Origin of the sequence: Paenibacillus haidiansis, assembly GCF_036553665.1 — a bacterium.
Taxonomy (GTDB): Bacteria; Bacillota; Bacilli; order Paenibacillales; family Paenibacillaceae; genus Fontibacillus; species Fontibacillus haidiansis.
This window is the reverse complement of record NZ_JAZHPZ010000001.1, coordinates 417243-429502: the sequence shown is the minus strand read 5'-3', so window position 1 is coordinate 429502 and position 12260 is coordinate 417243. Positions and strand designations below refer to the sequence as shown.

The 12260-nt window shown below is 51.4% G+C and carries 13 protein-coding genes and 1 tRNA gene; 10 read left to right on the top strand and 4 right to left on the bottom strand.

The window, feature by feature from the left end; translation table 11 throughout:
- The first annotated feature begins 91 nt into the window (after nt 1-91).
- The 3 genes from V3851_RS02075 to V3851_RS02065 all read left to right on the top strand — a co-directional run bounded on the left by V3851_RS02075 (nt 92) and on the right by V3851_RS02065 (nt 2022).
- Complete coding sequence (locus V3851_RS02075; RefSeq protein WP_331844823.1) at nt 92-853, top strand: ABC transporter ATP-binding protein; 762 nt, start codon at nt 92-94, stop codon at nt 851-853.
- Complete coding sequence (locus V3851_RS02070; RefSeq protein WP_331844822.1) at nt 854-1624, top strand: ABC transporter permease; 771 nt, start codon at nt 854-856, stop codon at nt 1622-1624.
- 239 nt (nt 1625-1863) lie between these two features.
- The gene (locus V3851_RS02065; RefSeq protein ID WP_331844821.1) at nt 1864-2022 is read left to right on the top strand and encodes a hypothetical protein; all 159 of its coding nucleotides are present in this window, start codon (nt 1864-1866) and stop codon (nt 2020-2022) included.
- A 265-nt stretch (nt 2023-2287) separates the two neighbouring features.
- Here V3851_RS02065 and V3851_RS02060 read toward each other — a convergent pair.
- Nucleotides 2288-2360 (bottom strand) — tRNA-Val (locus V3851_RS02060).
- A gap of 530 nt (nt 2361-2890) precedes the next feature.
- Between V3851_RS02060 and V3851_RS02055 the strand changes: the two genes are divergently transcribed.
- Both V3851_RS02055 and V3851_RS02050 read left to right on the top strand, forming a co-directional pair.
- The gene (locus V3851_RS02055; RefSeq protein WP_331844820.1) at nt 2891-3340 is read left to right on the top strand and encodes a GNAT family N-acetyltransferase; all 450 of its coding nucleotides are present in this window, start codon (nt 2891-2893) and stop codon (nt 3338-3340) included.
- 92 nt (nt 3341-3432) lie between these two features.
- The gene (locus V3851_RS02050) at nt 3433-3669 is read left to right on the top strand and encodes a DUF3892 domain-containing protein (RefSeq protein WP_331845246.1); all 237 of its coding nucleotides are present in this window, start codon (nt 3433-3435) and stop codon (nt 3667-3669) included.
- Nucleotides 3670-3745: 76 nt separating this feature from the next.
- On the opposite strand, the gene V3851_RS02045 is transcribed toward V3851_RS02050, so the two are convergent.
- Complete coding sequence (locus V3851_RS02045) at nt 3746-4480, bottom strand: MBL fold metallo-hydrolase (protein ID WP_331844819.1); 735 nt, start codon at nt 4478-4480, stop codon at nt 3746-3748.
- Nucleotides 4481-4667: 187 nt separating this feature from the next.
- Between V3851_RS02045 and V3851_RS02040 the strand changes: the two genes are divergently transcribed.
- Nucleotides 4668-5219 carry a copper amine oxidase gene (locus tag V3851_RS02040; protein ID WP_331844818.1) on the top strand — a complete coding sequence of 184 codons (552 nt, stop codon included), beginning with the start codon at nt 4668-4670 and terminating at the stop codon, nt 5217-5219.
- Nucleotides 5220-5327: 108 nt separating this feature from the next.
- The gene (locus V3851_RS02035) at nt 5328-5651 is read left to right on the top strand and encodes a DUF1292 domain-containing protein (RefSeq protein WP_331844817.1); all 324 of its coding nucleotides are present in this window, start codon (nt 5328-5330) and stop codon (nt 5649-5651) included.
- Nucleotides 5652-5793: 142 nt separating this feature from the next.
- On the opposite strand, the gene V3851_RS02030 is transcribed toward V3851_RS02035, so the two are convergent.
- On the bottom strand, nt 5794-7269 hold the full coding sequence (locus V3851_RS02030; protein WP_331844816.1) for an aminotransferase class I/II-fold pyridoxal phosphate-dependent enzyme: 1476 nt from the start codon (nt 7267-7269) through the stop codon (nt 5794-5796).
- Between the two features lie 210 nt (nt 7270-7479).
- On the opposite strand from V3851_RS02030, the gene V3851_RS02025 reads away from it, so the two are divergent.
- Nucleotides 7480-8775: an MFS transporter gene (locus V3851_RS02025; protein ID WP_331844815.1), complete on the top strand. Its 1296-nt coding sequence runs from the start codon at nt 7480-7482 to the stop codon at nt 8773-8775.
- A 53-nt stretch (nt 8776-8828) separates the two neighbouring features.
- Here V3851_RS02025 and V3851_RS02020 read toward each other — a convergent pair whose 3' ends face one another.
- On the bottom strand, nt 8829-9452 hold the full coding sequence (locus V3851_RS02020) for a DUF1054 domain-containing protein (RefSeq protein WP_331844814.1): 624 nt from the start codon (nt 9450-9452) through the stop codon (nt 8829-8831).
- Nucleotides 9453-9759: 307 nt separating this feature from the next.
- Between V3851_RS02020 and V3851_RS02015 the strand changes: the two genes are divergently transcribed.
- Both V3851_RS02015 and gndA read left to right on the top strand, forming a co-directional pair.
- Nucleotides 9760-10356 carry a hypothetical protein gene (locus V3851_RS02015; RefSeq protein WP_331844813.1) on the top strand — a complete coding sequence of 199 codons (597 nt, stop codon included), beginning with the start codon at nt 9760-9762 and terminating at the stop codon, nt 10354-10356.
- A 156-nt stretch (nt 10357-10512) separates the two neighbouring features.
- Nucleotides 10513-11922: an NADP-dependent phosphogluconate dehydrogenase gene (gene gndA / locus V3851_RS02010; protein ID WP_331844812.1), complete on the top strand. Its 1410-nt coding sequence runs from the start codon at nt 10513-10515 to the stop codon at nt 11920-11922.
- The last annotated feature ends 338 nt before the right edge of the window (nt 11923-12260 follow it).

Here is a 12260-nt window from a genome sequence, read left to right as displayed (position 1 = left end):
CCACCTTCGCTATTCAGTTTTATTTTAACCAGGTAGTAAGTTATACAGGTTACCAGTACCACTTAATAGTTGATTATAGGAGGAGAAAAGGATGAGCAATGCAGCGATTTCCGTAAAAGGGCTAAAAAAAGCCTTTAAAGACAAGGAAGTCTTGAAGGGCGTGGATTTTGAGGTAGAAGAAGGCAGTATTTTTGCCTTGCTCGGCTCCAACGGCGCCGGCAAGACGACGATAGTGAGAATCCTCAGCACGCTGCTCAAACAAAGCGGAGGCACCGCCACCGTAAACGGATTTGACGTCGCGTCAAAGCCCGACAGCGTACGGCAGTCGATCAGCCTGACCGGACAATTTGCCGCTGTGGACGAGATTTTGACGGGGCGAGAGAATCTTATCATGATCGCCAAACTGCGGCACCTTGCCAATCCGCGTCAAGTGGCTGACGATTTGCTGAAGCGCTTCGGCCTAACCGACGCCGCCGACCGTAAAGCGTCAACCTATTCGGGCGGGATGCGCCGCAGGCTCGACATCGCCATGAGCCTGCTCGGAAAACCGCAGATTATCTTCCTCGATGAGCCGACCACCGGGCTTGACCCCGAGGCACGCATCGAGGCTTGGAAGATTGTCAAGGAGCTGTCGGACGGTGGAACGACGGTATTCCTGACCACTCAGTATTTGGATGAGGCTGAACAACTTGCCGATCGGATTGCCATTTTGCATGAGGGTAGGATTATTGCGGTTGGCACGCTTGAGGAACTGAAAAAGCTGTTCCCGCCGGCAAAGGTGGAATATGTGGAAAAACAGCCAACGCTTGAAGAGATATTCCTCGCGATCATTGGTAAAAAGGAGGAGAAATAAATGGAGACGGTAAAAAAACACTTTTTCAGCGATATGGGCGTGATGCTTGGGCGTTCCATGCGCCATATTTTCCGCAGCATGGACACCATCATCACGGTCTGCTTCACTCCGATTGCGTTGATGCTGCTGTTCGTCTATGTGTTTGGCGGCGCCATCCAAGCCGGTACGGATAACTATGTGAACTACCTGTTGCCCGGTATCCTGCTGATTGCGATTGCAAGCGGCATATCTTATACGGCTTACCGCCTGTTTTTGGATAAACAACGGGGCATCATTGAGCGGTTCCACTCCATGCCGATTGCCCGTTCTGCCGTGCTGTGGGGGCATGTGCTGACCTCAGTGGTATCCAACATCATTTCTCTTGTCGTTATCATTCTCGTTGCGCTCCTGATGGGATTTCGCTCGTCGGCAGGGATATTGTCTTGGCTTGCCGTAGCCGGCATACTCGTGCTGTTTACGCTGGCTTTGACTTGGGTCGCGGCCATTGCCGGACTGTCCGCAAAAACGGTGGAAGGTGCAAGTGCCTTTTCCTACCCACTTATCTTCCTGCCGTTCATCAGCTCGGCGTTCGTGCCTACCGATTCTATGCCGACCGTCGTTCGAGCCTTTGCTGAAAACCAACCCGTGACCTCTATCGTAGAAACCATCCGTGCTCTATTGTCAAATCAACCGGTAGGCAATGATATCTGGGTCGCTCTTGCATGGTGCTTAGGAATAATGATCGTCGCATATCTATTTGCGGTGCGTGCATATAAGCGGAAAGCGGCTTAATGTTTTTAGTTTGTGATTGAGGCGGTCACAGCGAAGTAGATAACCAGGGAGCAGGATGCCGCGGGGCCTGTTCCCTTTTTTTATTGAAGCTAATAAATATCGGACCGGATGTGCGGTCACACTTCTGCCTCTATCCCGAATAGCAAGGCTATGTTACGAATTTCCATACATAAATTTTAAGAGTTTGGGAAAACAACTTGTTAAAGAGGAAATTTGAAGTAAGTAAAGGAGAAGTTTTTATGTCTAAACTTATTAGCAAATCATTGGTTTATTCTTCGGAGAGTGCTCTGGATTGGTCATTTGATAAACATACGGACGACTTAATGGACTTTTTTGAAAGACTGAGTGAACAAAGGAAAGAAGCGGATATCGGATTGGAGTCGGTATACGGTCATTAGCGCATATTGATCTTGTAGTTGGAATATGCTCGCACGAATATAAAAATTGTATACAACCTAATGGATTTACACGTATCACAACAAAAGTTAAGAATAATATTCTTAAATATACTGTTGAGGATTAACGAGTAATGGGTACACCGTGTACATAGTTAATAATTCTGAAATCAACCTTATTAACATCGTGCGTCGATTCATTTTTACTAAAGCACTAACAATGTAAATAAAAAGAAAAGAAGCCTTGCATATCAAGGCTTCTCGGCGATGATCTGTAGTGGGCTCGAACCACTGACCCCCACCCTGTCAAGATGGTGCTCTCCCAGCTGAGCTAACAGATCATAATATAGTGAAGACAAAATTTATATTAACAGGCAGGGCGGCCGATGTCAATTCTTTTTTTTGGTATATTGCCAAATATGCGGGCAAGACTGGAACATAGGCAAATGTCGTCTATGAAGGAGGGATGATAAAGTTATGTCCAGTAATAACCCGGAATGTGGTTCCCGCAAGGCAATGGGTCGAAACCTGCCGACAAGAAGAAAACTAGGAATTGTTCTATTAGTAGTAGGCGCAATCGCGCTTGCACTTCTAAGCGGATGCGGGCTCAAGGCCGATCAAGCTACGCTGGAAAGACAGGCGAGAACCTCTTGGTGGGACGGGCCTACCGTGTCGGGTAGGGTCTACTCTCCGTCGGTGCATGAAGATGTATATTCAACCGGAGCCTTGCCGCGCCCTTAAACGGGGATACGGGCAAATGTACGCCACGGAGCGGAAACGCCGCCGTCTATACACGTAAACCTTTTTTATGTACAATAATGCAGTTCGCTTGTTCACATCTAACAGGACTTACATAAGGAGGATGAAGTGTATGGCTGCCGTAATTATACATGTTGAAACTGAGCAGCAACTGCAAAGTTGCCTGGAGATCCGCAAGGAAGTATTCGTTGAGGAACAGAATGTACCGCTCGATTTGGAAATTGACGAGTTCGACCGTCTGGGCCCGGATGCGCATCATGTTCTCGTCGAGATCGATGGTCAATATGCGGCAACGGGGAGATTGACCTATTATAAGGACAACGCGGCCAAAATGCAGCGGATCGCCGTCCGTCGCGCTTACCGTTCCCAAGGGGTTGGCAAAATCCTGCTGATTGCCTTGGAAGAGCTGGCAAGAGAACTCGGCCTGACTTCCTCGGTGCTGGACGCCCAATGCCAAGCGGAAGGCTTCTACGGCAAACTCGGCTATGAGACGATTTCAACCGAGCCTTTTGACGATGCGGGGATTCCTCACGTGCGGATGGTAAAATCGCTAAAATCATAGAATCCCGCCAAATAATTTTCCAATGTACGGGACATGCTACTAACATCCCTTTGGGGCAATAACATGCAGAGGAGATGTGATGACAGGTGGCAATGGATACGCGGGAACACTTTATTGCGGTCCGGAAAAACGGTGACGGCGACTTGACCGCCTTCAAAACCTCGAGCGGCCGGATATTGGATTACGAACAGGCCAAGCAGGAAGTGCAGGCCGGCGCGATCGCCGGGGTAAACCTGTTTAAAGGCCGGGACGGCGAAATGTATATCCGCGGCGACGCCGACGGGGATCCTAGCAACAACCTGGATGCGCTCCCTAGATTCGAGGATTAAACAACACGTCAAAGCTTGAAATAAAACAGCCCTCCGGGATGGTTTAAGGACCCGGAGGGCTGCTGCTTTATTCCTCTTACAGCGTATAAATCTCATGCTGGCGGAGAAACTCCATCTCCTTGGTGCGGCCGATATAATCCTCCATTTCATCGCCGTAATGCATAAGCATTATTTTTTCCCGGAGGGCCGCCGGCAGGGACAGCAATTCATCCAGTGTCGTATGTACCTCGCCGGGACCGGTGAGCTGGACTTCGTGCAGGATTTTTCGGCAGTTCCTTTGCTCCACAAGCCGAGTAAGCAAATCCGGCTGAAACGTTTTGTCCGCGCTGTAGAAGATTTCCCCGTTAAAATAAAGGGAGTAGCTCGCCTTCCCCGGAATATGCGGCGTTTGCATAATTTCCACCTTTAGAGACGGGGAGAGACTATGCACCGTTCCCTCGGTCAAGGTCCGCACCTCGAAGGCATCTTCCAGCGAGGCGATACCTTCCTGGCTGAGCCCGCCTTTGAGCGTATTTTCCCATAGCGGCGCAACCAGCTTGTCGGCGATATAGAGCACCGGCTTACGGCCGTAACCGTATTTCATGCGGAAAGCGAACTCTTCGAGACCCCCGACATGATCGCCGTGAATATGCGTCACCAGCACCGCGTCGATCTTGTCCAGCGAAACGCCCGTTTGATGCAGCGCGAGCGGGGCCGTGATCCCGCAATCGATCAGCAGCGTGAAATCATCCGCATAGAGAAGCCCGTTGTTGTTGAAATATTTTTTGGCGAACGCGCCGCCGGTACCCAACATTTGCAAACGAAGTGCCATAAGTTCCCTCCTCATTATTCTGACGCGAAATAATCCTATCATTCCATTCAATGTACATGATTTTATTTTCCAACAAAAGTCTGCAATTGTAAAAAAACATCAATCTTTCTGTCAACGACCGCAACTTGCTTCCTCCGCCGGAGTATAAATTTACATCAACATGAATCAATTGGAGGGTTATTACAAAATGAAATGGAGAAGAGTTGCTTTATTGGTCATTGCTTTCTCCCTGATGGGAGGTTCATTGTTATTCGCCGATTCCGCTTCTCAAAAAGTAAAGCTTTTGCTGAACGGTCGTGAATTGGATGACGGCGGTTATATGATTGACGGCAAGACGTACATTCCGGTACGCGAGCTCGAAGGTTTGGTCGATTATAATGATTCCACCAAAACCGTGCATTATTACAAACCGAATGTCCATATGTTTCTGTTTACGGACGATGCCGTGTTTGGCGACATTAAGAAGACCGGCAAACTGAAATTCAACGTGTTTGCTCAAATCGATAATTTGCGGACCGACATTTCGGCGGTGAAGGTGTCCATTACCGCGCCGGACGGAACATCCAAAGACATTCAAACCAGCGAAATTAAAGAGCAGAGGGATAATTTCTGGTTCCGTACGGAAGATTACACTTATGATTTCAAATCTTCCGGCAAATACGTCGTGGGCTTCTACATGAAATCGTCCAGCGGAGAGTTTACACTCGTTTCCGAGAAGACTATCAATGTGCTGAAATAACCCGCATCAGCATTGGCCGCATTCCAAATTGACCTGCCTTCCGTAAAATGGTACGATACGGGGGGAAATGACGTACAACCCATAAATTAACCAAAGCGAGGTATTTCAATGAGCGACCATCATCACGATCACGGTGAGGCTTGCGGCTGCGGGCACGACCATGATCATGACCACGAACACGAAGAATTTGTATTGACGCTGACGGATGAGGAAGGCAATGACGTAGACATGGTTCTTGTCGAAACATTCGATGTAGACGACAAAGTATATGCGCTTCTGCTGGAACGGAACAACCCGGAAGCGGACGGCATCATTCTTCGCATGGAAGAAGAAAACGAGGAAATGGTGCTTTACAATATCGAAGACGAGGACGAGTGGAAGAAAGTGGAAGAAGCTTACAACGAACTCGTCGCCCAACAGGAAGAAGTTTAATAACCGTCTCCATATATAATACTCCCGCAGGCGGCGAGCCGCACCACCCAACAACCTGTCACCCTGCGGGGACCGATAAACGCAAATGATCCCGAGCATACCGCTCGGGATCGTTTTTGCGCAATAGCGCAATTTTTATTATTCAGAAAATAGGATCGGCCTCCACAATCACCTTAACCTCTTTGATGTACCGGTCTTCGGGTCCTTTCACCGGCAGGCCGACCTCGACATGATCGACGATATAATCGATGTTGCTCTGGGAGATGACCTCGCCCGGGAGCAGAATCGGAATCCCCGGCGGGTAAACGTAAATAAACTCGGCGATAATGCGGCCCGCCGATTCCTTGAACGGAACAACCTCCGTGTCCGCATAGAACGCATCCCGCGGAATCAGGGACAATTGCGGAATTTCCGGAATTTTGACGATCAGCTCATTCGCGTTATTCTCTTTATAATAAACCTCAGACAGGTGGGTGAGCGCCGCCAGCAGCGTCCCGACCGATTCCTTCGTATCCCCCGGGGTAATGATACAGAGGATGTTGTACATGTCGCTAAGCTCGACTTCGATATTGTAATGCTCGCGCAGCCAGTTCTCCGCCTCGTACCCGGTGATCCCTAGATGGCGGATATGGATCGTCACTTTGGTCGGATCGAGATCGTAAGTGGCCTCGCTGCCGAGAATTTCCCGCCCGAAGCTGTACAATCCCGGAATTTGATTGATCTTGCTCCGCAATTCGTTTGCGAGCTCGATCGCCTGCTGAGCCATGGTCCGGCCGTTCAGGGCCAAATTTCTGCGGGCGGTGTCCAGCGAAGCGAGCAGCAAATAGGACGTCGAAGTCGTCGTCAGCATGCTGATAATCGTCTGCACCCGCTGGGGATTGACGAATCCGTTTTTGACATTCAGATTGAGCACCGAGCTTTGCGTCATAGAGCCGCCGAGCTTGTGCACACTGGTCGCCGCCATATCGGCACCGGCCTGCATCGCCGACATCGGCAGATCCTCATGGAAATGGATATGCACGCCGTGAGCTTCGTCAACGATGACGGGTACATGGAAGCTGTGCGCCAAATCGACGATTTCTTTCAGGTGCGCACAGACGCCGAAGTACGTCGGGTTAATGACGAGTACGGCTTTGGCGTCGGGATGACGCTGCAGGGCGCGGCGGACCGAAGACGTCGTAATGCCGTGATCGATGCCGAGATTTTCGTCCTGCGCCGGGGAAACGAACACCGGTTTAGCCCCGGAAAAAATGATCGCCGACATTACCGATTTATGAATATTTCGCGGCACGATAATTTTATCACCGGGCGAACAAATGGAGAGTACCATAGTCATAATGGCCCCGCTTGTTCCCTGCACGGAAAAGAAAGTATAATCCGCGCCGAACGCATCGGCGGCCAGCTTCTGGGCTTCCTCGATCACGCCCGTAGGCTGATGGAGATCGTCCAGCGGGGCGATATTGATCAAATCGATGGATAAGGCGTTATCGCCAATGAAATCGCGGAATTCTTTATCCGTTCCGAGCCCTTTTTTGTGCCCCGGAATGTGAAATTGAACGGGATTGGCGGCGGCGTGCTGTTTAAGAGCGGTAAACAGCGGCGTCAGCTGGTGATTCATGGGCCGTCCCTGCCTTTCGGGGAAAATTTTCAACAAGGATGAGTATAGCAAAATGGGCCCGGAATGCAAGCGAAGTTTGAGGGCGCGTCTATGCTTACCGCCGTCCTCGTTTAAGCACAGAATTCTCAAGCGGGTTAAGTTGCCGGTAAAACAGGCAACACTGAAAGTAAGGCGGAAATCGAAAGGAAGAGAGAAAGGAGAGAAATATTTATGGAAATGGCCACAAGGCTGGTGAACCGGAAGCTGCTTACGCCGACATTCCTCTGCCTATGGGTGATCATGTTTTTGGTGGAGTTTGTAAAGGGGGCGCTAATCGTCTCCATCTTGCCCGTTTATATGGGCGATGTGCTCAAATTAAGCGCCTTTGCCATCGGGCTGTCTTTCTCTTGCCAATACATAGGGGATAATCTGTTTCGCAGTCCGGCGGGATGGCTGATCGAGCGGATCGGCTTCCGCCTGACAATGACGGTCGGGCTATGCATCACGTTCGGAGCTGTCTTTATCATTACGTTTATGAAAACGATGGGTTTTATCGTGCTCGGCTGCGCTCTGCTCGGCATCGGTACGGCGCCGCTCTGGCCTTGCGTGTTAATGGGGATCACGGCGATGACGGAGGAAAACAAAAACTTCGGCACCGCGATGGGAGTGATTCAAATCTCCAGCCTTGGCGGGACGGGCCTCGGCCCGGTCGCCATCAACTTTCTGGTAGGCGTGTCCTACAACCTCGTCTTTTGGGTGCTGCTGGGCTGTATCGGCCTGGTGATCCTCGTTTCGCTGCTGCTGCCGAGACAGGCGGCTACCGGGCATGGGGGCGAAGCGAATGCCGCTCATGGTGCGCCTATTGCGGAACATGGCGGAAATGAACTCCTAAAAGGAGGAGTACGCCAAATCGGCAGAAATCTCAAAGAAACGCTGCGGCATCTGAGGCAGCATCTTAAGGTCAGCAGACTGCTCTATCCGGCCCTGTTTCTGCAATCGTTCGCGGTCGGTCTGCTGACGCCCGTCATCACCTTGTTCGTGAGATCCGAGCTCGGCCTGTCGCCGGAAGCCTTCAGCCTCATGCTGGTATGCGGCGGCGGAATCACCGTGCTCGGACTGATTCCGGTCGGTAAACTGGTCGACCGTTACGGTACCCGGCTGTTCTTGAATACCGGCTTTGCGCTGGCGGCCGTGTCGGTCGGCCTGTTCGCCTTTACCCGGACGCTTCCGCTCGTCTGGCTGCTCGTCATGCTGATCGGCTGCAGCTATGCGCTCATTCTGCCGACCTGGGATACGATGATCTCCAAACTGCTGCCGGAAGGGGAAAAGGGCACGGTTTGGGGGCTGTTCCTGACGATTCAAGGCACCGGAATGATCATCGGGCCGATCGTTTCGGGCAAAATGTGGGACGCTTGGGGCGCGTCCGCTCCGTTTGTGGCCAGCTCCGTCTCCATGGCGCTGCTGTTCTTCATCCATTTGTATATTTCGCGCAAGCCGTCATCGACTGGTGTAACGATCCTCGACTAAACGACGAAACCTCCGGCAATTAACAATTGCCCGGAGGTTTTCCGATGATCTACTTAGAAAGAAGCTTTGTAAAGCGGAAGCAGCGCGGCGAACGTTTCTTCGATTTTTGCCGTCAGCTCGTCCCCGTTCCGCAGAATCGGCTCGTCGCGGTCGATGCGCAGGCCGCACATGATTTCCGCTTTCTTAATATTTTTCAGCTTTGCGGCCATCTCCTTAAGCTGTTTGGAACCTGTATCGGAGTGGGGCACGCCGGCCGGGTCCATATGATCCATGGCCCAGAAGTATTCGCCGGGCACCGTCTTTTTGACTTTAGCGGCATGCTTGTCCAAATATTCGGCAAACACCGCCTTGTTCGGGCTTTCGTAAATGACGGCGAATATGATGAACAGATGGCTCGGAAACATTCCGACCTCGAAATGGGGGAGCGCCTTGTATCCGCGCTTGCTGCTCGCCCAGGCAATCCAGGTGTCGACCGGCGGATTAACCGTACGGCGGGCGTGTTTGGCGACATGCGGGTACATCTCTTCTCCGCACAGCGCGGAAAGATAGGGGGAGATCAAGCCGCCGAGCGCCTCCAGCTTGGGTCTGATCCGGCCGATAATGGCTTCCATCCGCGGCTCAAGCCCCGGAACGGTCAAACTATCGAAATCCTGCTCGGAAAAACCGCTAAAAGTCATGGTTATACCTCCATCAAATGATCGTTGTTTTGCTTGGTTGTTTATGAAAAAGTATAGCATATTTCGAGGGCGGGGCTAAACAAGGAAGCCCCAAGGGCGAATATCGGAACGAAAAAGCGGGGAATTAACGCCCTTTTGCGTCATGGCCAGCCCGAAACGGGTAAAAATTATCAATAAACCAAGTTTCTTTACATACTATGGAGTATAAGATGTGATAAGCCGCAAGTGGGAGAGCAGCTTAGGCCGCATCCGGAAAGTGGTTTTGGAAAGTCCGGTTCGGGCCTGAACAAATTAGGGAGGGAGTGCCGTGAATAAAAGCTATGAAGTGGAATATTGCAACCTGGAACTCCGATTCGACCGCCGGCACATTCAGCAGCTGATCCGCGATTTGATCCAAGACGGATATTCTTTATATTGGAGCGAGAATGAATCGATTTTTATCATTTCCGTACGCACGGGCCGCAAGCTGACCAAGCTGCGGTTTCAAAGGCTCGCGACGGGCTACAAACTGGTGGGCGATTATGTGATCAAGGACGCCAAGCTGGCCGAATGGCTGGAGAAGCTGATCGGAGACCTGCGGGGTCACGCGGTGGTCAAAAGGTTCAAGGACCGGCAGATATTGATTGAAAACATTCTGTTCGGCGAAGTGATCCGGCTCGTGGAAATCAACGGAATGGAGCATCGGGTCATTTACCAGAAGGGTCCCGTACTCGATACGGAGAAGATGGCGGAGATGTACGCCTCGCAATCGGCGGAGCAGCAGCTGGAATCGCTGCAGCAGGAGCTGGACCGTGAACTGGAGGCACTCTACGAAGCGCTGCAAAAGGGCGACAAGGAGCTGGCCGAGGCGTGCAAGGAAAAATTGCGGAAGCTGAGAATGAAATTAATCCGGCTCGAATGGTAAAGCTCTTAATGACGTAAAATGTGAATAATTTCATTGCGTCCCCCTAAATGTTGGGGGGATTGTTTTGTGGCCGCCTGCCCGCAGGGGTTCACTTCTCTGCACAAAAGTGTTAAAATGATACTATTGAAAAAATATAGTTTGCAAAGGATGGAGACCATGTCAAAACAACAGATTGGCGTTATCGGCCTGGCCGTTATGGGCAAAAACCTGGCCCTCAATATTGAAAGCAGGGGCTTTACCGTTTCGGTATTCAACCGCTCCCCGCAGAAAACGCATGACCTGCTCGAAAACGAAGGCAAGGGCAAAAACCTCGTCGGCACGTTTTCGGTAGAGGAATTCGTTCAATCTTTGGAAACGCCGCGCAAAATTTTGATCATGGTACAAGCCGGCTCCGCAACCGACGCTACCATTGAAAGCCTGCTCCCTTATCTGGACCAAGGCGATATCATTATCGACGGAGGCAACGCTTACTTCCCGGATACGCAGCGCCGCAGCAAAGAGCTTGAGGCCAAAGGCTTCCGCTTTATCGGCACCGGGGTATCCGGCGGCGAAGAAGGCGCGCTCAAAGGGCCTGCCATCATGCCGGGCGGACAAGAAAGCGCCTATAAACTGGTAGAGCCGATTTTGACGGCGATTTCCGCCAAAGTGAACGGCGATCCTTGCTGTACATATATCGGACCGGACGGTGCGGGACACTATGTGAAGATGGTTCACAACGGCATCGAATACGGCGACATGCAGCTCATCGGCGAAGCTTATCATCTGCTGAAAGACGTTCTTGGCGCCGATGCCAAGGAACTGCACGAGATTTTCACCGAGTGGAATAAAGGCGAGCTCGACAGCTACCTGATCGAAATTACCGCCGATATTTTCTCGCAATACGATCAAGAAACCGGTAAACCGATGGTCGACGTAATCCTCGACGCGGCGGGACAAAAAGGCACCGGCAAATGGACAAGCCAAAGCGCGCTCGATCTCGGCGTACCGCTGTCCATGATTACGGAATCGGTATTCTCCCGCTTCCTGTCCGCGATGAAGGAAGAACGCGTGGCCGCAAGCAAAATTTTGAGCGGTCCGGCGAAGAAGCAGTTTAGCGGCGACAAGGCCGAATTCATCGAAAATGTGCGCAAAGCGCTGTTCGCCAGCAAAATCGTGTCGTATGCCCAAGGCTTCGCGCAAATGCGTAGCGCTTCGGACGAATACGGCTGGGATTTGAAATACGGCAATATCGCGATGATTTTCCGCGGCGGCTGCATTATCCGCTCGCAATTCCTGCACAACATTAAGGATGCTTACGACCGTGATCCGGCGCTCAAAAACCTGCTGCTCGATCCTTACTTCAAAAATATCGTGGAAAGCTACCAGGATGCATGGCGCAAAGTGGTGGCGGCCGCCGTCGAGAACGGTATTCCGGTTCCGGGCTTCGCCAGCGCGCTGGCCTACTACGACAGCTATCGCACGGAGCGTCTGCCGGCCAACCTGCTGCAAGCGCAGCGCGACTACTTCGGCGCCCACACGTTCAAACGCGTGGACAAGGAAGGCGTATTCCATCATCAGTGGTTCTAAGCTTAGCGGCGGTTTTTAGCCGACCCCGTATTATCGGTTAGTACGTTAAGGCGTCGTGGCAGCGATTTTTCGCTTGCCGCGGCGCCTTTTTTACAATTTGACTTTCTGTATAAGCGGCTAACTCACGGGAACCTGTTAATGTAACGAACCTGAGTAGCGCTAATTCGTTCAAGACGGGGCCCCTTTCATTCTAACGAATCCAGTCGAGCTTATTCCTGCAAATCGGCTTCAATACCCGCGTTTTATTACCATTAGTGTTCGTGGAGTTTGTTAGAACGGAAAAACATCAGGAATCGGGCGATTAGCGTCATTACGGTTCGTTAGGAAACGGCCGTGAA